18 protein-coding genes and 2 pseudogenes are annotated in these 22,112 nt (G+C 69.3%); 14 read left to right on the forward strand and 6 right to left on the reverse strand.

Features of this window, described 5'->3' with window-relative positions:
- The first annotated feature begins 17 nt into the window (after positions 1–17).
- A complete protein-coding gene (locus tag OG735_RS36065) occupies positions 18–1,481 on the forward strand; it encodes an AlkA N-terminal domain-containing protein (protein ID WP_327327338.1) in 1,464 nt (487 codons plus the stop codon).
- 217 nt (positions 1,482–1,698) lie between these two features.
- On the opposite strand, the pseudogene OG735_RS36070 reads toward OG735_RS36065, so the two are convergent.
- A pseudogene (locus tag OG735_RS36070) lies at positions 1,699–2,116 on the reverse strand (DUF350 domain-containing protein).
- Between the two features lie 191 nt (positions 2,117–2,307).
- Here OG735_RS36070 and OG735_RS36075 point away from each other — a divergent pair.
- The 4 genes from OG735_RS36075 to OG735_RS36090 all read left to right on the forward strand — a co-directional run bounded on the left by OG735_RS36075 (position 2,308) and on the right by OG735_RS36090 (position 4,615).
- The gene (locus OG735_RS36075) at positions 2,308–2,856 is read left to right on the forward strand and encodes a DoxX family membrane protein (RefSeq protein WP_327327339.1); all 549 of its coding nucleotides are present in this window, start codon (positions 2,308–2,310) and stop codon (positions 2,854–2,856) included.
- A 287-nt stretch (positions 2,857–3,143) separates the two neighbouring features.
- Positions 3,144–3,560, forward strand: a complete 417-nt coding sequence (panD, locus tag OG735_RS36080; RefSeq protein WP_327327340.1) for an aspartate 1-decarboxylase — start codon at positions 3,144–3,146, stop codon at positions 3,558–3,560.
- Positions 3,561–3,609: 49 nt separating this feature from the next.
- Complete coding sequence (locus OG735_RS36085; protein ID WP_327327341.1) at positions 3,610–3,954, forward strand: GNAT family N-acetyltransferase; 345 nt, start codon at positions 3,610–3,612, stop codon at positions 3,952–3,954.
- A 28-nt stretch (positions 3,955–3,982) separates the two neighbouring features.
- Positions 3,983–4,615: an aspartate/glutamate racemase family protein gene (locus tag OG735_RS36090; protein ID WP_327327342.1), complete on the forward strand. Its 633-nt coding sequence runs from the start codon at positions 3,983–3,985 to the stop codon at positions 4,613–4,615.
- A 306-nt stretch (positions 4,616–4,921) separates the two neighbouring features.
- On the opposite strand, the gene gndA is transcribed toward OG735_RS36090, so the two are convergent.
- The gene (gene gndA / locus OG735_RS36095) at positions 4,922–6,364 is read right to left on the reverse strand and encodes an NADP-dependent phosphogluconate dehydrogenase (protein ID WP_327327343.1); all 1,443 of its coding nucleotides are present in this window, start codon (positions 6,362–6,364) and stop codon (positions 4,922–4,924) included.
- A gap of 385 nt (positions 6,365–6,749) precedes the next feature.
- Between gndA and OG735_RS36100 the strand changes: the two genes are divergently transcribed.
- From OG735_RS36100 to OG735_RS36125, 6 genes are all read left to right on the forward strand, one after another.
- Positions 6,750–7,511, forward strand: a complete 762-nt coding sequence (locus OG735_RS36100; RefSeq protein WP_327327344.1) for a DeoR/GlpR family DNA-binding transcription regulator — start codon at positions 6,750–6,752, stop codon at positions 7,509–7,511.
- A gap of 130 nt (positions 7,512–7,641) precedes the next feature.
- Positions 7,642–9,000 (forward strand): ABC transporter substrate-binding protein, encoded by a 1,359-nt coding sequence (locus tag OG735_RS36105; RefSeq protein ID WP_327327345.1) that lies wholly within the window; start codon positions 7,642–7,644, stop codon positions 8,998–9,000.
- 23 nt (positions 9,001–9,023) lie between these two features.
- Complete coding sequence (locus OG735_RS36110; RefSeq protein WP_327328572.1) at positions 9,024–9,971, forward strand: carbohydrate ABC transporter permease; 948 nt, start codon at positions 9,024–9,026, stop codon at positions 9,969–9,971.
- On the forward strand, positions 9,968–10,849 hold the full coding sequence (locus OG735_RS36115; protein ID WP_327327346.1) for a carbohydrate ABC transporter permease: 882 nt from the start codon (positions 9,968–9,970) through the stop codon (positions 10,847–10,849). Before OG735_RS36110 ends, OG735_RS36115 begins: the two co-directional genes overlap by 4 nt.
- Positions 10,846–11,838, forward strand: coding sequence for a zinc-dependent alcohol dehydrogenase family protein (locus OG735_RS36120; protein ID WP_327327347.1), 993 nt, complete (start codon positions 10,846–10,848; stop codon positions 11,836–11,838). Before OG735_RS36115 ends, OG735_RS36120 begins: the two co-directional genes overlap by 4 nt.
- Positions 11,835–12,749, forward strand: coding sequence for a PfkB family carbohydrate kinase (locus OG735_RS36125; protein ID WP_327327348.1), 915 nt, complete (start codon positions 11,835–11,837; stop codon positions 12,747–12,749). Before OG735_RS36120 ends, OG735_RS36125 begins: the two co-directional genes overlap by 4 nt.
- An 83-nt stretch (positions 12,750–12,832) precedes the next feature.
- Here OG735_RS36125 and OG735_RS36130 read toward each other — a convergent pair whose 3' ends face one another.
- On the reverse strand, positions 12,833–13,417 hold the full coding sequence (locus tag OG735_RS36130; protein WP_327327349.1) for a cysteine hydrolase family protein: 585 nt from the start codon (positions 13,415–13,417) through the stop codon (positions 12,833–12,835).
- Positions 13,418–13,491: 74 nt separating this feature from the next.
- Between OG735_RS36130 and OG735_RS36135 the strand changes: the two genes are divergently transcribed.
- Together OG735_RS36135 and OG735_RS36140 are read left to right on the forward strand one after the other, a co-directional pair.
- Complete coding sequence (locus tag OG735_RS36135) at positions 13,492–14,508, forward strand: GlxA family transcriptional regulator (protein ID WP_327327350.1); 1,017 nt, start codon at positions 13,492–13,494, stop codon at positions 14,506–14,508.
- A gap of 125 nt (positions 14,509–14,633) precedes the next feature.
- Positions 14,634–15,062 (forward strand): annotated as a pseudogene (locus OG735_RS36140) (GntR family transcriptional regulator); the annotation flags it as partial.
- A gap of 57 nt (positions 15,063–15,119) precedes the next feature.
- Here OG735_RS36140 and OG735_RS36145 read toward each other — a convergent pair.
- The 3 genes from OG735_RS36145 to OG735_RS36155 form a co-directional block, all read right to left on the reverse strand.
- A complete protein-coding gene (locus OG735_RS36145; protein WP_327327351.1) occupies positions 15,120–15,878 on the reverse strand; it encodes an SDR family NAD(P)-dependent oxidoreductase in 759 nt (252 codons plus the stop codon).
- Entirely contained in the window at positions 15,875–17,347 is a 1,473-nt protein-coding gene (locus tag OG735_RS36150; RefSeq protein ID WP_327327352.1) for an MFS transporter, read from the reverse strand. Before OG735_RS36150 ends, OG735_RS36145 begins: the two co-directional genes overlap by 4 nt.
- A gap of 72 nt (positions 17,348–17,419) precedes the next feature.
- Complete coding sequence (locus OG735_RS36155; RefSeq protein ID WP_327327353.1) at positions 17,420–18,502, reverse strand: ferritin-like domain-containing protein; 1,083 nt, start codon at positions 18,500–18,502, stop codon at positions 17,420–17,422.
- A 614-nt stretch (positions 18,503–19,116) separates the two neighbouring features.
- On the opposite strand from OG735_RS36155, the gene OG735_RS36160 reads away from it, so the two are divergent.
- Complete coding sequence (locus OG735_RS36160) at positions 19,117–22,065, forward strand: helix-turn-helix transcriptional regulator (RefSeq protein WP_327328573.1); 2,949 nt, start codon at positions 19,117–19,119, stop codon at positions 22,063–22,065.
- Positions 22,066–22,112 lie beyond the last annotated feature (47 nt).

The following is a 22,112-nucleotide window of genomic DNA, read 5'->3' on the forward strand; positions in this document are numbered from 1 at the left end:
CTGCCCATACTGGCCGTATGACGATCGAGGACAGCAGGTACGAGGCGGTGACCAGCAGGGACGCCCGTTTCGACGGGGTGTTCTTCTTCGCCGTGTCCACCACCGGGATCTACTGCCGTCCGAGCTGTCCCGCGATCACGCCCAAGCGCCGGAACGTGTCGTTCTACCGGACGGCCGCGGCGGCCCAGGGCGCGGGCTTCCGCGCCTGCCGCCGCTGCCGCCCCGACGCCGTGCCGGGCTCCGCCGAGTGGAACGCCCGCGCCGACGTCGTCGGGCGCGCCATGCGCCTGATCGGCGACGGCATCGTGGACCGGGAAGGCGTGGCAGGCCTTGCCCACCGGCTCGGCTACAGCGCCCGGCAGGTGCAGCGGCAGTTGAATGCCGAACTCGGCGCAGGCCCCATCGCTCTGGCGCGCGCCCAGCGCGGCCACACCGCGCGCGTACTGCTGCAGACCACCACCATGCAGGCGGCGGAGATCGCCTTCGCGGCGGGCTTCGCGAGCGTGCGGCAGTTCAACGACACCATGCGGGAGATCTACGCGGCCACCCCCAGCGAACTCCGCTCCGCCCGGCCCGGCCGCACCTCCCGCTTCGGCCCGGTCGCCCAGGAGAACGGGGCCGCGGCCGGAGTGCCGCTGCGGCTGGCCTACCGCGGTCCGTACGCCTCCGTGGAAGTCTTCGACTATCTGGGCAGCCGCGCGATCGCAGGTATTGAGGAGATCGTCGGCGAACGCGGCTCCCGTAGCCACCGGCGCACACTGCGGCTGCCGGGCGGTCCAGGCATTGCCGAGGTGGGCGAACAGCCGGGCGCGGGCGGCTGGCTGGAGTGCCGGCTGCACCTCGCGGACCTGCGTGATCTGACGACGGCAACACAGCGGATGCGCCGTCTCTTCGACCTGGACGCCGACCCGTGCGCCGTCGCCGAACGCCTCGGCACGGACCCGGCGCTGTCCCCGCTGGTCGCCGCCCGTCCAGGACTGCGCGCCCCGGGCGCGGCCGACCCGCACGAACTCGCGGTACGGGCGGTGCTCGGCCAGCAGGTGTCGGTGTCCGCGGGACGGAAGCTCGGCGACGCGCTGGTCGCGGCGTACGGGGAGCCGCTGCCCGAGCCGAGTGGCGGGCTGACGCATCTGTTCCCGCGGTCGGAGAACCTGGCGGAGGCTTCTCTGGACGAGCTCGGCATGCCTGACGCGCGGCGCGCCACCTTCCGTACGCTGACGGCCGCGCTCGCAAAGGGCACGGTGATACTGGACCCGGGCGCCGACCGGGCCGGGACCGAGCGGCAGCTGCTCGCCCTGCCGGGCATCGGCCCCTGGACGGCCGGCTACATCCGGATGCGGGCCCTCAGCGACCCGGATGTACTCCTGGCGGAGGACGTGGCGGTCCAGGCGGGGATGCGGCGCGCCGGCGTGGCGGCGCAGGACGCGCAGGGGTGGCGGCCGTGGAGTTCGTACGCCATGCATCACTTCTGGAACACGTGAGGCTGTCCCGGTCACAGCCCCGCGGAGCGGGCGCCGTCGGCCAACGCGCGTAACCGGGCGTCGAGTTCGGCGGCGCGTCCCGCGGACCGCCGATGCCGTGCACAAACACCGGACGCGGCTTCACGATTCCCCCGAAAGCCCCGTCCGGGTGCCCCGGGGCGAGCTCCGATATCAACCGGCCTGCTGATCGCGGTGTGTATCCCCTCTGCCGCCGACCTCAGGCGATGGACGCCGAGACGATCGCGGACACGGCGAGATTGCAGGAGGCGGTCACCCACACCGCCGGGTGCGGCTCCACCTCGACCAGCGTCGCGCCGAGCTTGCCCGGCGTGACCAGGTCCACCACCAGGAACGCCACAGCCATCATCACCAGCCCCAGCAGACCGAACGCGGCAGTGGAAGCGAGACCCTTGCCGAAGTTGTCGTACGTCGTCCAGATCGACGTGAACACGATGCCGCCGATACCGAGCAGAGCTGAGCAGCAGCGCGGCGTTGCGGTTGCGGTCCTCCCAGATCTGCCTGCCGAGCTTCCCGGGCGTCAGCACGTCGATCAGGACTATGCCGAGGATCAGGAGGACCACACCGAGGGCGCCGTACGCGCTCGCGCGGCCAAGTCCGTTGACGATGTCACTCATTGAGGGGCCGGTCTCCATGTCGAGTAGTTGACGCTGGTCAAGGGCGCGCAAAATCTACCGCATGGTTCCGGCCAGTGGATCACGGGCTGCATCACCCGTACGGCGTAGCAGTACGGGGGACGGCGGCCCGAACCGGGCGAGAGTGGATCCCGTACGCCCCCACCCCACCGTGTCCGATCCGGGAGACCTTCATGGCCTGCATCAACCGACGTGACCTCGGACTGCTCGTACTGCGCGTCGGCACCGGCGCGGTCCTCGCGGCTCACGGCTCGCAGAAGCTGTTCGGCTGGTTCGGGGGCGGCGGGCTGGACGCCACGGCGAAGGGGATGGAGGCCATGGGATTCCACCCGGGCCGGGAGAGCGCCGTCGCCGCCGGGCTCGGCGAGGCGGGCGGTGGCGCACTGCTCGCGCTGGGCCTGGCCACCCCGGCGGCCGGTGCCGCGGCCGCGGGAGCCATGGCCGGTGCGGTGGCCGTGCACATGCCCGCCGGGTTCTTCAACCAGGGCGGAGGCTTTGAGTATCCGGCCTTTCTGGGCTTCACCGCGGCCGCCATCGGACTCGCCGGGGCCGGGCGCTACTCCCTGGACCACGCGACCGGTCACCGCTTCGACCAGCCGTGGGTCGTGGCCGTGGCCTTCCTCGGCAGCGGGCTCGCCGGGGCCGCGGTACTCGGCAGCCGGACCAAGAGGCAGTTGGCTGCGCGGTCCGACAAGGACCAAACAGAGGCCGCCGAGGGGTAGCGGCCCGGAGCAGACGGTTCCAGCGCAGGCGTCCTGAACGCCTCGTCCGCACCCTCGGCTGGGCAGCCGGGCAGTGGTTGCGTAGGCTGGTGCGGTCCACGTGGGGTGGGGCGGAAGGCTGCCGACAGAGCCTCTGCACTCAACTGACGTGGTGTCGGACGAGTCAGCGATCGGTCAGCATCAGCCCTGATTGCCGAGGCTGCCCGAAGATGCGACAGACAGTTGGGTATGGAACCGCCCCTGACCTGCAAAAAGCAGGCGGGGAGCCAAGATCCGGGAGTGCCGCCGTGCTGCGTACCATGTTCAAGTCCAAGATCCACCGGGCCACCGTGACCCAGGCCGATCTGCACTACGTCGGCTCCGTCACCGTCGACGCCGCGCTGATGGAAGCCGCGGATCTGCTCCCCGGCGAGCTCGTCCACATCGTCGACATCACCAACGGCGCCCGGCTGGAGACGTATGTCATCGAGGGCGAGCGCGGCTCAGGAGTCATCGGCATCAACGGCGCGGCCGCCCACCTTGTGCACCCCGGCGATCTGGTGATCCTGATCAGCTACGCCCAGGTCGACGACGCCGAGGCGCGCAGCCTGGTGCCCAGTGTTGTCCATGTCGACGCGGAGAACCGGATCGTCGCCCTCGGCTCGGACGCCTCCGCGCCCGTGCCCGGCAGCCGTACGGAACGCAGCCCGCACGCCGCCGTCTGATTCTCGGAGCGTCGTCCGCCGTCCGGCCCGCCCGAAGGAGACACCTGCCATGGCAGATCCCGATATCCGCGACAACCGTCCGGCAGGACTCCTCGAGGCGTACGAGGACGGCCAGGTCACCGGCCGCGTCGTCTACTTCACCCTCGACGCGGCCCCGGCCGCCCTGGTCGCCGTGCACACCGTGGTGGAGCCGGAGCACGAGGGCAAGGGCATCGCGGGGGCGCTGGTGCGGGAGTTCTACGCGATGGCGGCGCGTGAGGGCGTTCCCGTCGTACCGCTGTGTCCGTACGCCGCCGAGTGGGCCCTCCGCCACCCCGACGAGGCCCCCGCAGCCCCGGCCGAACTGGTGCGGGCCGCGCAGGAGCAGCTGAAGGCGAATCCCCGGCTCCGGTGACTCCCGCAGCGGCGTTAGCATCCCTGTCATGCTGGCGCTGCTGCACACCTCCCCGGTCCATGTCCCCGTCTTCGAGACCCTGCGGGACGAGGACCACCCGGGGCTCGCGCTGCGTCACCTCGTCCACGAGGAGCTACTGGCGAGGGCTCGCGAGGAAGGCCCCGCGGCGGTCGCCTCCGCGGTCGCCGCCGTGCTGGCCGGTGCCGTCGCCGAGGGTGCGACCGCGGTGCTGTGCACCTGCTCCACCATCGGCGGCGTCGCCGAGGCATGCGCCGCCGAACTGGGTGTACCGGTGCTGCGGGTCGACCGTCCGATGGCCGCGGCGGCGGCCGGGAAGCGTCGCGTCGTCGTGGCAGCGACCGTGCACAGCACCCTGGAGCCAACAGCCGCGCTGATCCGGGAAGAGGCCGCAGGCCGGCACGCCGACCTGCGCACGCTGCTGGTCGACGGCGCCTGGGAGCGCTTCGAGGCGGGCGACCGCGACGGCTTTCTGAACACGGTGGCCGCCGCCGTCGACGCGGTGCGCGAGGCGGATGTCATCGTTCTGGCCCAGGCCTCGATGGCGGACGCCGCCGACCGTACGAGGACGGCTGTCCCGGTCCTCTCCAGTCCTCGGCAAGGGCTGCGGGCGGCCGCCGAGGTGGTCTCGTCCGGATCATGACGCGTGGACCCGGCGCGCGTGGGCACGCGCAACGGGAGACATTGGGAACGCGACTCCGTACCTCTGGAGGTCTGGCATGACCCAGCCGCCCGTCCCCCCTTCGCCCGTCCCGACGCCGAGCCCGCCCGGGCCCGATCCTGGCCCGCTGCCGGGCCCGGTACCGACTCCCTCGCCCCCGCCGGGTCCTGCGCCGGACCCCATCCCGAGGCCGCCGGGCCCGAGCCCCGACCCCGTACCGGAGCCGGAGCCCGCGCCGGGACCGGCGGGCTGACCGCCCGCCGTTGACCCGCCCGGCGTAGCCGCGGATCAGTCGGTGCGCACCTCCGAGCGGTCACCGCCCCAGAGGGTGTGGAACGAACCCTCCCGGTCGGTTCGCCGGTAGGTGTGCGCGCCGAAGAAGTCGCGCTGCCCCTGGGTGAGCGCCGCCGGCAGCCGCTCGGCACGCAGGGCGTCGTAGTACGCGAGGGCCGCCGAGAAGCCCGGCGTCGGGACGCCCTGCCGGGCGGCCGACGCGATCACTTCGCGCCAGTCGTCCTGCGCCGCGCCGATCTCCTCGGCGAACTGCTTGTCCGACAGCAGGCTCGGCAGGTCGCGCTGTGCGTCGTACGCGCCGCGGATCCGGTCCAGGAACGCCGCCCGGATAATGCAGCCGGCCCGCCAGATCGCGGCGACCGTGCCGAGGTCGATGTCCCAGTCGTACGCGTCGCTGCCCGCCTGGATCTGGTGGAAGCCCTGGGTGTACGACACGATCTTGGATGCGTAGAGCGCCTGCTCGACCTGGTCGGCGAAACGCGCGGCCTCGGCCTCGCTCAGCGGCTCGGCCGTCGGGCCCGGCAGGGCGCGCGAGGCGTTGCGCAGCTCGGCCTGGCCCGACAGCGAGCGCGCGAAGACCGCCTCCGCGATACCGGAGACCGGCACACCCAGATCGAGCGCGATCTGCACGGTCCAGCGGCCCGTGCCCTTCTGCTCCGCCTGGTCGGCGACGATGTCGACAAAGGGCTTTCCGGTCGCCGCGTCCGTATGGGCCAGCACCTCGGCCGTGATTTCGATCAGATACGAGTCGAGCCGTCCGGTGTTCCAGGTGCGGAAGGTCTCGGCGATCTGCGCGGGGGAGTAGCCCGCGACCGCGCGCAGCAGGTGGTACGCCTCGGCGATCAGCTGCATATCGGCGTACTCGATGCCGTTGTGCACCATCTTCACGAAGTGACCGGCGCCGTCCGGGCCGATGTGCGCGACGGTGGGCGTGCCGTCGGGGGCCTTCGCGGCGATCTTCTGCAGCAGCGGAGCCAGGGAAGCGTACGACTCGGGGGACCCGCCCGGCATGATGCTCGGCCCGTGCAGCGCACCCTCCTCGCCGCCCGAGATGCCCGCGCCCACGAAGTGGATGCCGCGCTCCCGCAGCTCCTTCTCGCGGCGGATGGTGTCGGCGAAGTGGGCGTTGCCGCCGTCGATGATGACGTCGCCCTCCTCCAGCAGCGGCGCGAACTCCTGGATCACGGCGTCCGTCGGATCGCCCGCCTTGACCATGATGACCAGGCGGCGCGGGCGCTCCAGGGCCGCGACGAACTCCTCGGCCGACTCGGCGGGCACGAAGGTGCCCTCGTGACCGAACTCCTCGACCAGCGCCCGCGTCTTCGCCGCTGTCCGGTTGTGCACGGCCACCGTGAAGCCGTTGCGGGCGAAGTTACGGGCGAGGTTGCGGCCCATCACCGCGAGCCCCGTGACGCCGATCTGGGCTGTTCCACTCATACGTGTGCTCCTGGATGTCCGTCGGAAAATCCATCTCCGCCTCTGCACATACGTACGGGCGGAGCCAGCCATTCATTGATCCTCAAGCCCTCCGGATTGTTCCGCATTCCGGGTCGGCCACATCGCGCCCCGGCTCAAGTGTCCGCCCGCGGGCAGGGTTCGGACGCCGTCAGGGCGGAAAGCGGGCAGCGCCGTCCACCGCGTTTCCGGCCCGATGGTGCCCGACCAGCGCCGACGGCTTCGCTGAAACGGGCAGATTCGGGCACAGCGCATTCAGCGAAGAGCCTGGTCGAGCGGCCGTGCCTGCTTGTACAAACGACGCATGAGCCCGAACGGACGCGCGGCGCTCGCAGCACCAGCAGAAGCAGAAGCAAGGAAGTGTGCCGTGGACACCGAGGAACGCCGACGAGGAATTCTCGAGACGGCCCGGCGGGACGGGTCGGTCGACGTCAACCGGCTCTCCGACCAGTTCCGGGTGGCCAAGGAGACCATCAGGCGGGATCTGCACACCCTGGAGGAGCACGGCCTGGTCCGGCGTACGCACGGCGGGGCCTACCCCGTCGAGTCCGCCGGCTTCGAGACCACGCTCGCCGTGCGCACCACCCGTCATGTGCCGCAGAAGTCCCGGATCGCGGCGGCCGCAGCCGATCTGCTCGGTGACGCCGAGACGGTCTTCGTCGACGAGGGCTTCACCCCGCAGCTCGTCGCCGAAGCGCTGCCGCGGGACCGGCCACTGACCGTCGTCACCGCGTCCCTGGCGGTGGCGACCGTCCTCGCCGACGCCGAGAAGACCTCGGTGCTGCTGCTCGGCGGACGTGTCCGCGGCGGCACCATGGCCACGGTCGACCACTGGGCCACCCGGATGCTCGCCGACTTCGTCATCGATCTGGCGTACGTCGGCGCGAACGGCATCTCCCGTGAACACGGACTGACCACACCCGACCCCGCGGTCAGCGAGGTCAAGGCACAGGCCATGCGCAGCGCTCGCCGACGGGTCTTCGCCGGAATCCATACGAAGTTCGGCGCGGCGAGCTTCTGCCGCTTCGCCGACGTCGGCGACTTCGAGGCGATCGTCACCGACGTGGGCCTGCCCTCGGCCGAGGCGCAGCGCTACTCCCTCCTCGGCCCCCAGGTCATCCGCGTCTGACCCCGACGCGCCCTCGGTGCCCAACTGCCGTACCCCATAAGCGCATTGATACCCAGCAGCCCGGCCGAGGCAGGGCCGTCATGCCCTGAACCACCGATCACCGAGCCGCTACGACCGATCAGGAGAAATCATGCCCCTCCAGCGACGACCACGTGGAATCCGCCTGAGTGTGGGGGCGGGCACGGCCGCCATGGCCCTGCTCGCGGGGTGCAGCGGAGCAGGTGCCTCCTCCTCCGGCGGGGGCGAGGCGGTGAACGTACTCATGGTGAACAACCCGCAGATGGTCGAGCTGCAGAAGCTGACCGCGGACAACTTCACCAAGGAGACCGGCATCAAGGTCAACTTCACCGTGCTCCCGGAGAACGACGTTCGCGACAAGATCAGCCAGGACTTCTCCAACCAGGCGGGCCAGTACGACGTCGCGACCATCAGCAACTTCGAGGTGCCGTTCTACGCCAAGAACGGCTGGCTGCACGAGCTCGGCGAGTACGCGGCGAAGGACTCCGCCTTCGACCAGGAGGACATCCTCAAGCCGCTGCGGGATTCGCTCACCGCCAAGGACGGAAAGCTCTACGCCGAGCCTTTCTACGGCGAGTCGTCCTTCCTCATGTACCGCAAGGACGTCCTGGCGAGGAAGGGGCTGACGATGCCGGCGCAGCCCACCTGGCAGCAGGTGGCCGATCTCGCGGCCAAGGCGGACGGCGCCGAGAGCGGCATGAAGGGCATCTGTCTGCGCGGGCTCCCCGGCTGGGGCGAGGTCATCGCCCCGCTCACCACCGTCGTCAACACCATGGGCGGTACCTGGTTCACCAAGGACTGGCAGGCGAAGCTCACCTCCCCCGAGTTCAAGAAGGCCACCCAGTTCTACGTCGACCTCGTGCGCAAGCACGGTGAGGCGGGCGCGGCCCAGTCCGGGTACGCCGAGTGCCTCAACAACATGACCCAGGGCAAGACCGCGATGTGGTACGACGCCACGGCCGGAGCCGGTTCCCTGGAGGCTGCCGGTTCCCCGGTGAAGGGCAAGATCGGATACGTACCGGCGCCGGTGGAGAAGACCAAGAGCTCCGGCTGGCTCTACACCTGGGCCTGGGGCATGCAGAAGGCGTCCAAGAAGTCCGACATCGCCTGGAAGTTCATCTCCTGGGCGTCCAGCAAGAAGTACGAGGCACTGGTCGGCGGCAAGAGCGGCTGGGCCAATGTGCCCGCGGGCAAGCGGGCCTCCACCTACGCCAACCCGGAGTACCGCAAGGCCGCGGGTGCCTTCGCGGACATCACCGAGAAGGCCATCGCGAGCGCCAACCCGGAGAACCCCGGCACCCAGCCCCGCCCCGCGCCCGGAATCCAGTTCGTCGGCATCCCCGGGTTCACCGACCTGGGCACCAAGGTCTCGCAGGAGATCAGCGCGGCCATCGCCGGCCGCCAGTCCGTCGACCAGGCCCTGGCCGCCTCCCAGAAGCTGGCCGAGAAGGTCGGCAAGGAGCAGCAGTGAGTGCCTCCGTCACCACACAGCCGCTGAACCCTCAGGTCCGGTCGAAGCCGGCGCGGCAGCCGAAGGAGCGGAAGGGGGGCGTACGGGCCTGGGCCACCCGGGCCCCGCTCCTGCCGGCCCTCGTCTTCCTGATCGCGGTCACCCAACTGCCGTTCGTGGCAACGCTGGTGATCTCGCTCTTCGACTGGAACTCCCTCAACCCCGACGCGCGCAGCTTCGCCGGACTGTCCAACTACACCTCCGTGGTCACCGACCCCGAGCTGCGCGACTCGGTCTTCACCACCGTCCTGCTCACCGCGAGCGTCGTCGTCGCCACCGTGGTGCTCGGACTGCTCCTCGCCCTGCTCCTCGACCGCTCCTTCTTCGGCCGCGGCATGGTGCGCACCCTGCTCATCACGCCGTTCCTGATCGTGCCCGTCTCCGCGGCGCTGCTGTGGAAGCACGCGCTCTACAACCCGGAGTACGGACTGCTCAACGGGGCACTGACCTGGATCGGCGAGCTGTTCGGCGACACGTCCCCGGCCCAGCCCGACTGGATATCCGGCATGCCGCTCATCGCCGTCGAAGCGGCGCTCGTCTGGCAGTGGACGCCGTTCATGATGCTGATCCTGCTCGCGGGACTGCAGAGCAGGCCCGCCGAGATGATGGAGGCGGCGCGCCTCGACGGAGCGAGCGCCTGGCAGACCTTCCGCTATCTGACCCTGCCGCATCTGCGCCGCTACCTCGAACTGGGCGTCCTGCTCGGCTCGGTGTACATCGTGCAGAACTTCGACGCGGTGTTCACGATCACCTCCGGAGGACTCGGCACCGCCAACCTCCCGTACACGATTTACCAGACCTTCTACCAAGCCCACGAGTACGGACTGGCGTCCGCCGCGGGAGTCGTCGTGGTGATCGGCACGATGATCATCGCGACATTCGCGCTCCGGGTGGTCTCGTCCCTCTTCCGTGAGGAGGGGAACCGCGCATGACCGCCACCACGGCCGCCCCGGCTGCTTCGACACTGCTGCCACCCGCCGCCCGCAGGGCCAGGCGCCGCACCGCAGCGCTCGGCCTGCTGGCCTGGGTGGCGGGCATCGGGTTCTGTCTGCCGGCCGCATGGATGCTGCTGACCTCACTGCACTCGGAGGCGGACGCGGCGACCAATCCGCCCTCGCTCGGCGCGCCCTTGACCCTCGCCGGCTACCGGGAGTTCTTCGGCGCGGGCGGCGGCCCCAGCCCGTGGCCGTCCCTGATCAACTCCCTGACCGCGTCTGCCTTCTCCACGCTGCTGGTGCTCGTCCTCGCCCTCCCGGCGGCGTACGCACTCTCCATCCGGCGCGTACGCAAGTGGACGGACGTGATGTTCTTCTTCCTGTCCACCAAGATGCTCCCGGTCGTCGCCGGTCTGCTGCCCGTCTACCTCTTCGCGAAGAACGCCGGGATGCTGGACAACATCTGGCTCCTCGTCATTCTCTACACCTCGATGAATCTGCCGATCGCGGTCTGGATGATGCAGTCCTTCCTCGCGGACGTACCCGTCTCCATCATCGAAGCCGCGCAGGTCGACGGCGCCCGGCTGCCGACCGTGCTGGCCCGGGTCGTAGCGCCGGTGGCCGCTCCCGGGATCGCGGCAACCGCCCTGATCTGCTTCATCTTCAGCTGGAACGAGCTGCTCTTCGCCCGCGTGCTCACCGGCGTGGTCGCCCAGACCGCGCCCGTCTATCTGACCGGATTCGTCACCAGTCAGGGCCTGTTCCTCGCCCAGCTGTGCGCCGCGTCCGTCGTTGTGTCCCTGCCGGTGCTCGCCGCCGGTTACGCCGCCCAGGACAAGCTCGTCCAGGGCCTTTCCCTTGGAGCTGTTAAATGAGGGCAGCGATCGTCGAAGGCCCCGGCAAGGTCTCCGTCACGACGGTTCCCGACCCCACCCCGGGACCGCGGGAGGTCGTCGTCTCGGTGGCCTCGTGCGGTCTGTGCGGCACTGATCTGCACATTCTGCAGGGCGAGTTCGCGCCCACGCTGCCGATCCTGCCCGGCCATGAGTTCGCCGGTGAGATCGTGGGCATCGGGAGGGATGTCACCGAACTGGCCGTCGGCGACAAGGTCGCGGTCGACCCGTCCCTGCACTGTCACGAATGCCGCTACTGCCGGGCGGGACGCGGCAACCTCTGCGACCGGTGGGCGGCCATCGGCGTCACCGTGCCCGGCGGTGCGGCCGAGTTCGCCGTCGCCCCCGTCGCGAACTGCGTACGCCTGCCGGATCACATCGACGTCAGGGACGCGGCGCTGATCGAGCCGCTGTCCTGCGCGGTCCGCGGATACGACGTGCTCAACAGCAGCACCCTCGGCGCCAAGGTGCTGATCTACGGCTCGGGGACCATGGGCCTGATGATGCTGGAGCTCGCCAAACGCACAGGCGCCGCGGGCGTGGACATCCTCGACGTCAATCCGGACCGCCTCGCGACGGCCTCGCTCCTCGGCTGTTCCCGCTCGGCAGCCACCGCCGAGGAGCTGGAGCAGCCGGGCGGCTGGGACTTCGTCATCGACGCGACCGGCAATGCGGGGGCCATCCAGGACGGCCTCGGACGGGTCGCCAAGGGAGGCACCTTCCTGCAGTTCGGGGTCGCCGACTACGCGACGACCGCGGTGATCGAGCCGTACCGGATCTACAACCAGGAGATCACCATCACCGGCTCCATGGCGGTGCTGCACAGCTATGAGCGGGCCGCCGCGCTCTTCGCGACCGGGGTGCTCGACCCGTCCGTCTTCATCAGCGACCGGCTGCCGCTGGACCAGTACCCCGAAGCCATCGACCGGTTCAAGGCGGGCATCGGCCGCAAGATCGTGGTGGAGCCGTGAGCGACGGGCCCGACGGAGTCCTGGTACTGGGCGAAGCGCTCGTCGATCTCGTCCCCGTGCCGAGCGAGCCGGACGTCAGGCGCGCGCAGCCCGGCGGCGCACCCGCCAATGTGGCGGTCGGCCTCGCGCGCCTCGGCATGCCCGTCGCCTTCGCCGGAGCGCTCGGCGGTGACGGCTTCGCGCGGAGCATCGAACGGCGGTTGGCGGACGCCGGCGTGGACCTCACCCGCTGCGCCCGCTCCGACCTCCCCACGGCACTGGCGGTCGCCGATCCGGGGGAGACGGGGACCGGCTACCACTTCCACCTCCAGTCCACCGCGACCTTCCGGTTCCCGGACCGGGCGGCCGACGTCGGGCGCTTCGGCGCGGTGTACGTGGGAGGCCTGGCCGCGGTCGTCGAACCGGCGGCGCAGGCCGTCGCCTCGACCGCGCAGGCGGCCGCCCGGCACTCGCTGGTGGTGGTGGACCCCAATGTGCGCGAGGACCGTACGATCGATCCCCGCCGGAGCCTGGGGCTGCTCCGTGATCTGTGCGCGCTGGCCCATGTGGTGAAGGCGAGCGACGAGGACCTGCTGCGGCTGTGGCCGGACAGGGATCCGGACGAGAGCTGCCGCAGGCTTGCCGGGGAGGGGCGCCTGGTGGTGATGACACGCGGCTCCCGCGGCGCCGCCGCCTACACCCCGGCCGGTCCGCCCGTCTGCGTACCGGCCGTCCCGGTCGATGTGGTCAACACCATCGGCGCCGGGGACGCCTTCATGGCGGGCGTCCTCGCCTGGCTCGGCACCAGGGCCGGCTGGGATCGCACGCTGAGCCCGGACCGTGCGGTGGGCATGCTGGAGTTCGCGGCACAGGTGGCGGCTTCGGTCGTCACCCAGACGGGAACCGAGCCGACGGCCCCCGCCCACGCGTGACCACTCACCCCGCCGGATCCCCTTCCGGCGGGGCGAGCCGCTCCCGGTCTCGCCGATGCGTCCGTGTACGGGGGCGGCCGCGTTCAGGCCGCTGCGGCCACGAGCTCCTTGGTCGTCACCACCGTCGCGAAGCCTCCGCCGTGCAGTGACACGGCCGACGCCTGCGCCAGTTCGTCCGCGGTCCGCCGCCAGCCGAACGGCCCCTCAAGATCGAACGTGTACGTCGCGTCCAGCGCGAAGAGCACCTCGTACCCAAGGTTTCCACCCATCCGTGCCGTCGTCTCCGCGCACATATTGGTCTGGATCCCGGCCACCACGAACTGCGAGATGCCCTCAGCCCTGAACCACGCGTCCAGGTCCGGCGTCCCGTAGAAGGCCGAATTCACGGTCTTCGTCACAAACAGCTCCGCCGCGGCCCCCTTTCCGCGCCGCTGCTCGACGTACTCCTTGAAGCCGTTCCCCTCGTGTCCCTGCCGCAGCGGCGAGTCCGGCTTCGACGAGTCGTGCCGGACGAAGACGACCGGCCGCCCCGTGGCCTGCCATACGTCGATGAGCGAGGCGATGTTCTCGTCAGCCTCCGGGTTGTTCCGCCGACCCCAGAAGTCCAGCTCATCGAAGCCCTTCTGTACGTCCACCACGACCAGTGCTGCGCTCTCTGCAATCTTCATGTCCACGATCCTGCCGCCCCGGTCCACTCGGCCCCAGAGGTGCACAAGTCAGCGATCGATGGTTTACTGCCACGGTGTCCGCCGACCCCGTCCCGTACCGTGTCGCCCTCGTCAGCTTCCCGGGCGTACGAGCCTTCGACGTCTCGGTCATCACCGAGGTCTGGGGCACGGATCGCACCGACCGCGGCGTCCCCGCCTTCGACCTGCGCCGCGTCGCCGCCGACACCACGCCCGTCCGCATGCGCGGGGGTCTCAGCCTCACCCCCGACCGCACCCTCGCCTGGCTGGCTCGTGCTGATCTGATCCTGGTCCCCGGCCTGGACGACCATCTCACCCGCGCCCCGGAACCAGTACTCGAGGCCCTGCGCCGCGCACACGTCCGCGGCACCACCATCGCCGCCCTGTGCGGCGGCGCCTTCACACTCGCCCAGGCCGGGCTCCTCGATGGCCGCCGCGCGGTTACACACTGGAACCTCGTCGATCTGCTCCGCGCCCATCACCCTCGCGTCACCGTCGAATCCGACGCGCTCTTCATCGAGGACGGCAGCATCTGGACCGCCGCCGGTACGGCCGCCGGCATCGACCTGTGCCTGCACTTGGTCCGCACGGCTCACGGCGCCGAGGCGGCCGCGACGATCGCCCGCTCGATGGTCACGGCCCCCTTCCGTACCGGGACCCAGGCCCAGTTCATCGAACACCCCACCCCGCGCACCGACCGCGACGCCGACGCCCTCGCATCCGTGCGCGAATACGCCCTCCATCACCTCCACGAACCGCTTGGCGTCGCCGACCTCGCCGCCCACGCGGGCATGTCGGCACGTTCCTTCGCCCGCCACTTCGCCGCGGCCACCGGCGCGACGCCCCTGCGCTGGCTCCTGGACCAGCGCATCGCCGCCGCCCAGAAGCTCCTCGAACACACCGACCTGCCCATGCCCGAGGTCGCCCGCCGTACGGGTTTCGGCAGCGAGATCACGATGCGCCAGCACTTCGCCGCGCGCCTCGCCACCAGCCCGCGCGCCTGCCGCGCCTCCTTCGCCTCCCACGCGTCGCGCGGACCGGGCACCGAACCCCCGGCGTCGGCCCACGCCTGACGGCTCGCCGCGCCGGTTCGTCCTTCCGTGGACGGGGCAGCCGGGCACGTTTCAGCGCAGGGCCGCGGGGACGCGGGTGCGCAGGGTCTCGTTCTCGATGGTGTCGGCGTAACGCCAGGCTGCGGCGGCTGCTCGACGTAGGGGAAGCCGCGCCCCCCGCGGACGTCTCCGCCGCCTTGGACCTCCCCGAGGGCGGTACGGCGCTGCTGCGTCGCCAGGTGCTCATGCTCGACGACGAGCCGGCGGAACTGGTCACGTCCTACTACCCGCTGGACATCGCCCGGGGTACGGCGATGATGGAGCGCCGCAAGATCAAGGGCGGCACGCCGACGCTCCTCGCCGAATTGGGGTACCCGCCTCGGCTGAGCGTGGACAGGATCTCCGCGCGAGTGCCTACGCAGCAGCAGTCCAGGTCACTGCAACTTCCCAGCGATCTGCCGGTCCTTCGGACCCTGCGCGTGGTTTACAGCGACCACGATCGCCCCATCGAAGCCACCGTCATGGTCAAGGCAGGTCATCTCTACGAGCTTCAGTACGAGTTCACCCCGGAGTGACAGGCCAACCGTTGGGAGCATCCGCGCCAGACCTGGCCGCCTCCCGCCCGTGGCCCCTCACCAGGGCGCGACACCCTCTTCCGTGATGAAGGCCCGGTCGGGCAGCTCATCGGGGGCTGCGGTGGCGAAGCGCACAACGGTCCGTGCGCCGTCGCGAACTGTCTTCGTACCCGCGAAGTTGTTCATGTCCGTCGCGACGTATCCGGGAGAGACCGAGCAGACGGTGACGCCCGATTCCCTCAGCTGGTCGGCGAGGAGCACTGAGGTCATGTTCAGGGCCACCTTGGACGCACAGTACGGAATGAGGTCCGCTCGTCCCGCCGGTCCGCTTCCCGTGGTCCGTGCGAAGGTGGCCAGCGCGCTGGTCACATTCACCACCCGGCCCCCAGCGGTGCGCAGCGCGGGCAGCAACGCCTGCGTGAGCGCGAACGCTCCGACGAAGTTCGTCTCGAGCGTGCTCCTCAGCGTCTCGACGGAAATCTCGTCGAGGGGCAGGCGTTCCCCCCGGACCACTCCGCTCACTCCTGCGTTGTTGACGAGGATGTCGAGACGGCCGAAAGATCCGTCGACGAGCTCGGCGACCGACCGGATCGTTTTCTCCTCGGTCACATCCAGCCGTGCGAATCGGATGTCACCGCCCTCGGCCGCGAGTTCGGCCGCAGCGGCGCTGCCCAGCTCGTCGTTCCGGGCGGTGAGCAGAACGCTCATCCCCAGCGCCGCGAGTTGTCGGCTGATCTCCTTGCCGAGCCCCTTGTTGGCGCCGGTCACCAGTGCCGTACGCCGTGGGGTGGCTTCGTGCCGCTCGGAGTCCATCATCCTCGGCTCCGTTCCTCAGCGGCGGGCGACGCCGTCCCGGGCCTGGCGGCGGGGGCGGCCTGCGCTTGCGGCGGCGGGGTGACACGCAGCCAGAACAGGCTGATGAGCAGTGCGACGCCGGCGACGACGGTGGAGAAGGCGAAGACGCCCACATACGCGTCGAGGTTCGTGCCGCCGCCGTCCTCGGTGCGCTGCTGCACGATCACCGCCAGTGCGGCGATGCCCAGCGCGCCACCGAATTGCCGTGCGGTGGTGTTCATACCGCTTGCCGCGGCGAACCGGGTGGGCGGAGCGCTCAGCGCCGCCGCAGCCGAGGTCCCCATTGTGGCCGCCCCCATGCCGATGCCGACCAGGCATCCCGCGGGCAGCCAGAAGGTCAGGAACGAGGGGGTGTCGGTGAGCCCGAAGACCATCCAGAGACCGCACGCCAGGAAGGCCAGCAACCCGGACAGCGTGGCGCCTCGGGGTCCGCCCAGTCGCGGGGCCAGCCGGCTCATGGCCAGCGCGGCGACGGACGCCGCGACCGCGCCCGGTGTCATGGCAAAGCCCGCCTTGAGCTCGGAGTAGTGCCAGGAGCCGGTCAGGTAGAGCACGCTGACGAGCAGCCACGGGTATTGCGCCATGCCGTACAGGAGCGACACCACGTTCGTGACGGCGAAGGAGCGATTGCCCAGCAGAGACGTCTCGAGGGCAGGCGCCGGATGCTTCCTGGAGCGCAGCACGGCGACGACCGCACCGGCGGCTCCGCCCAGCAGGCAGGCCAGTGTCCTGCCGTCCCACCAGCCCCAGGTGCCGCCCTCCGTGACTCCCACGGTCATTGCACCGACCGCGAGAGCGACCAGAAGGGTGCCCAGCGGGTCCGGAATCTGCCTCTTGTCCGAGCCGGCGGGGCGGGGCAGCAGCCGTACGGCCGCGATAATCAGCAGGAGACCGAAGGGGAGGTTGACGTAGAACACAGAGCGCCAGCCGAACAGGTCGACCAGCACCCCGCCGACGCTGGGGCCGACCGCCGCGGCGAACGCCGAGGCCGCGCTCCACAAGCCGATCGACTTCACCCGTTGGTCTGCCGGCCCGTCGAGCAGCAGGATCGCCAGCGATGCCGGGATCATCGCGGCGGCGCCCACCCCCTGCAGCCCGCGGGTCGCGATGAGTACAGGGAGGTTGGGCGCAACACCGCACAGCAGCGAGGCCACGGTGAAGATCCCGATGCCGAGAAGGAAGAGACGTCTCCGGCCCAGTACGTCCGCCAGCCGCCCGGCCGGCACCAGGAGCGCCGCGAACATCACCGCGTAGGCGCTGATGACCCAGGAGAGATTGGGTAAGGAGGCGGTGGGGAAGTCCTTGGACAGATCCGGCACCGCCAGGTTGGTGACCGTGGAGTCGAGCATCGCGAGGAAGGTGCCCCCTGACGCCGTCAGAGTCACCGCGAGGTATCCCCGCCGCTTGCGGGCCGGTTCGGATGTCGTCACTACTCAGCACTCCCGAAAAAACTGGATGCGGAAAGGCCGGATCCGGCCTTCAGATATGTAGGTTGCGCACCGTCAGACGTCGGCGCCGCCCAGCGTGATCACCTTCTCGACCTGCTCGATCCTGGTGCGGTCGAGATCGCTTGCGATCTTCTCGTCCTGCTCCATGAGGGAGTCGAGATCGTGATGCTCGTAGCCGATGATTCCCATCTCACCGAACGCATGCTTCATCTTCCGTCCGAAGAGGCCGATGTCCTTGAGTGTCGGCACAATGCGGGAGAAGAGATGGCTGCGGAAGGCACGGAAGTGCTCGGAGTTGCGCATGAACTCGATGCACTCGTCCGCATCGATGTCGAGATTGTGCCAGACCTCTTCGCCGACGAACCGCTCCTGCATCTGGTAGCACGCCTCGATGCAGAACTCTTCACGCTCGTCCCGTTCCGCCTGGGTGAGTTCGGGGTAGTACTCGCGAAGCGCGAGCCGGCCGAATGCCACATGCCGGGCCTCGTCCTGCATCACGTAGGTATTGAGTGCCTGGGCGAGCGGCTCCGTGGCGTTGTCCCGGATCAGCCCGAACGCGGCCAGTGCCAGCCCTTCGATGAGAACCTGCATGCCCAGGTATGTCATGTCCCAGCGGGAGTCGGATACGACGTCATTGAGGATGGACTTGAGGCTGGGATTGATCGGGTATGCCAGCCCCAGTTTCTCTCTGAGGTAGCGCGAATAGACCTCGACGTGCCGGGCCTCGTCCATCACCTGAGTTGCCGCATAGAACTTGGAATCAAGATCGGGCACAGTATGAACGATCTTCGAAGAGCAGATTAGTGCACCCTGCTCACCGTGCAGGAATTGCGAGAACTGCCAAGAAGCGAGGTGATGGCGAATAACGCCCTTGTCCTTCTGGCTGAGCTTGTCCCATACTCGGGATCCATAGATGGCAATTGTCTGTTCCGGCACGCCCATGGGGTTGCTGATGTCGATGTCGATCGACCAGTCAATCCGCTCGGCCGCATCCCACTGTTTCTGCTTGCCCTTCTCGTACAGACTGAGCAGCCGGTCGCGGCCCTCGTCGTACTCCCAGTCGAACACCGTCGTTCCCCCACCGGGAACTTGCCACCGTGTCTGTTCGACCGGGAGTGCATAGATTCGTGTGCTCACGCGCGTTCCTCCAAACAGCGACAGCCCGCGCACTCGGACAGAGCAGGTGCACGGGTCAGAGGAAGTACGCGCCAAGTCTGGTCCACTCAAGGCTCACTAGGCACTGGGGATAACCCTGGGCAGGGACAGGGGTCGATCAGTCTCGCCCGTGCCTGCTTGTCGGCCCAAACCCCCCGGATCCGGATACCGGCAACCCGGCCGGGCCGGCGGCGCCCCACCGCCGCCGCGTCACGGTGCAAAACAAGACACCCACAATTGATCTCCCCTTGTGGCCACCGCGAATCAGCCATTATTTTCAGCAAGTTCAGGTCAAACTCCTCGCCCATGCCGTGCCCCGCGGGGCTCACCCCGCGCGCGATTCGAACACTCCCTGCCTACGAACTCATGTCGAAGACGGCGGTCGGCATGCAGATTGCAGGGGTAATGGCAATATGCACGTCACATCGAGCACCTGTGCGGTCACCCGCCCTGCTGCTAATGTGCGAAGCGTAGTGTGCGAAGCACGGGGGAGCGGTCCGCACCAACGCGGATGTGCGCCCTACTGCCACGACGGGGGGGCGATGGCACGTACCGGCCGTAATCTACGTCAGTTAGCTATTTCACCCGATTCGGAAATGTGGGATACAGCAGAATCTGCAACCACTCCCGCACAAACAGAGACTCTCGCCGGACGGCGAGATGTCTTGAGTGCGCTGAGTGGCGCCCTCCGTCAGGTAGGGGCGCGGCAGCCAGTTGCCCGGCTTGTCAAAATAACGGGAGACCCAGGCATTGGCAAGACTGCGGTACTGGGCAAGTTCGCCGGCATCGCCCGTTCCGGAAACTCCCATGTATTCACCGGCAGGGTCAATCGACATGATGATGACGCACCATTCGGTCTGATCTCGGACGCGTTCGACGACCAGCATGATCTCGTGCGCGCAGCAGTGGAGGGGCTTCCCCCCTGGCAGCGCGAGGATTTGAACACGGTGCTCCGGCTGACCATGGACTTCGACCGAGAACGTGCGGCGGACGCTGTGAAGTCCATGGCACAGACCGGCTTCCGCGCCGTACGCGAATTTCTGGAACAGCTGTCCGTGCCCAGGCTGGTTCTTGTCCTTGACGACTATCACGTCGCCGATCCAGCCTCCGTTGAACTCCTGGCGAGTCTGTTGCGCAGGCCACCGCGGGCTCCTGTGCTGTTCGCGCTCGCCTATCGGAATCGGCAGGCAACCCCATCGCTGCAGGCGGCCCTCCGCGGCCGGTCCGAGCAGGTGATCGTCGAGCACATACACCTGGAACCGCTTCTGGAAGAGGAAGTGGGCGAGATGCTGGCCGGTGAGGCCACCGCGTTCAACCGCCGGCACCTGTACCGGGAGAGTGGTGGAAACCCGGGATATCTGAAGGCGCTCATCTCCGAACAGCCGGTCTTCACCGCACGTGACGATCTGTCCCGGCTGAACCAGACCCCACGCTTTGGCAACTACGCCCGGTACACCGAGGAACTGGCCCCCCTGCGACCGGAGATGAGGGAGGTGGCGGATGCCGCCGCGGTCGTCGGCCACGAGTTCGAAGCCGGGCTGCTCACTCAGATGCTGGGCCGGAACGAGACCGCGGTGCTGGGCACGATCGGCGAGTTGATCCGGCGAGATCTGGTCCACCCGGTGGTACCCGGCCAGTACTTCGCCTTCCGTCACCCGGTGGTCCACCGGGCCGTATACAACCACAGCGAACTGAGCTGGCGCGTGGACATGCACCTCCGTGCCGACGAAGCTCTGTGTACGCGTGGCGCCCCAGCCGTCGAGCGCGCCCCGCATGTGGAGCAATGGATCAAGCATGGCGATCTCCCCGCCGTCGAAGTGCTCGACGAAGCGGCCCGCACCGTGGCCTCCACCGACCCCGGTAGGGCATCGGCCTGGCTCACCACCGCACTGCGCGCCCTCCCGCAGCAGCCCCGCTTCGAGGGCCGGCGGGCCAGGATGATGACCCAGCCCGCAGAGGCGCGAGGGGCGATGGGCCAGCTGCAGGAGTGCCGCGATCTGATGCATGAGGCGCTGAGTATCCTGCCCAGGGAGCCGGCACCCCAGCACGCCGAAGCCGTGGCCTTCGCCGCGATGGTGCAACGGCTGCTCGGACGCCGCGAGGAGACGGACGCCATGCTGCGCCTGGAGCTCGATGCTCTCGGCAGCGAGGACGCCCTGGTCCGCGCATCTCTCAAGTTCGAAATAGCCGCCGGACAGCTGCACAGCGGCGACCCGTTGGGCTGTTATCAGTGGGCTCAAGAGGCGCTGACCGTGGTGGAGCGGCACGGGCACCGCCCCCTGCAGGCGTCCTGCCTCGGCCTCATGGCCATGGCGAACACCGCCAACGGGCGGACAGGACTCGCTCATGAGCTGCTCGGACAGGCAACCACGATCCTGGACGGGATGCTGGACAGCGAGCTCGCGCAGAGCCTGGACGCAGTGATGTGGATCGGCTGGAGCGAGGTGCTGCTCGAACGCTGGGACGAAGCACTCCGGCACTTCGACAAGGGGGTCAGCTTCGCCACGCGCAGCGGTTACCGGCTGTTCATGCCGCACCTGCTGGCCGGCAAGGCGTTCGTACTCCGCGACCGGGGCAAACTCACCGAGGCACAGATCGCCGTCGAGCACGCGGTCTACCTCGCCGAGCGCACGGACAGCCCGGAAGAACTCGTCAACGCCTACGCGGTGCAGGGATACGTGGACATCGCTCTCGGCAATCTCGACGGCGCGCTGCAGAACTCCTTCGCTGCCACGCTGCAGCCCCGGCACTCGGCCAGCAGCTGGAAGGAAGCACTCGCCCTGCGGATTCTGGCTGAAGCCAGGTTGCTCAACGGCGACCCCGAGGGATGTCTGGCTCTGGTTACCGACGCGGGCGGTGCCGACCTGCCGACCGCCGACGCCGGTTCTCGGGTCGCCTGGTACGAGTTGCTTGTCCGGGCGGAGCTCGCCGCGGGCCGGCCGGGGCGGGCGGCGGACTGGGCGCAGCGGGCCATGCACGCGGCGAACCTCCTCGAGCAGCCCGGCCGTATAGCTCTGGCAACTCTGGCCGAAGCGCAGGTGCTGCTTCGTCAGAACCCGGATGCGGCCCTGGCTCCCGCACAGCATGCCGCGGCGGGGCTGGAGGAGGCGGGCCGGGCGATCGACGCACTGCGCGCTCGCGTGGCCGTGGGCCTCGCGTTGTGGCAAGAGGGCCGATTCGACGACGCGGCACAGGAGTTGAAGGCGACCCAGCTGGCCTGCGAGCAGCTGGGAGCCACCGCTCTGGCGCGAGCGGCGCGCGTCGAGCGCCGCAGGCTGGCCGCCCGCGCTCCACACGCCAGGAGCACCGATTCGGAAAGCAGCGTTATCGCTCTGACCGGCCGGGAGCAGCAGATTGCCGCGCTCGTGAGCGACGGGCTGACCAACCGGCTGATCGCCAAGAAGCTGCATATCGCGGAGAAGACCGTGGAGATGCATCTGTCCAATGTCTTCGCCAAACTCGGTGTGTCGAACAGGGCAGCCGTCGCCGCGACAGTGACCCGCGAGGGCCCGGACTCCCTGCCCGACTCCGTCTCAGGGCACTGACGCGACGGGGTCCAGAGGGACGGACCTGCTTGCCGGTCCGTCCTGCC

The sequence above is a fragment of the Streptomyces sp. NBC_01210 genome (genome assembly GCF_036010325.1).
Taxonomy (GTDB): Bacteria; Actinomycetota; Actinomycetes; order Streptomycetales; family Streptomycetaceae; genus Streptomyces.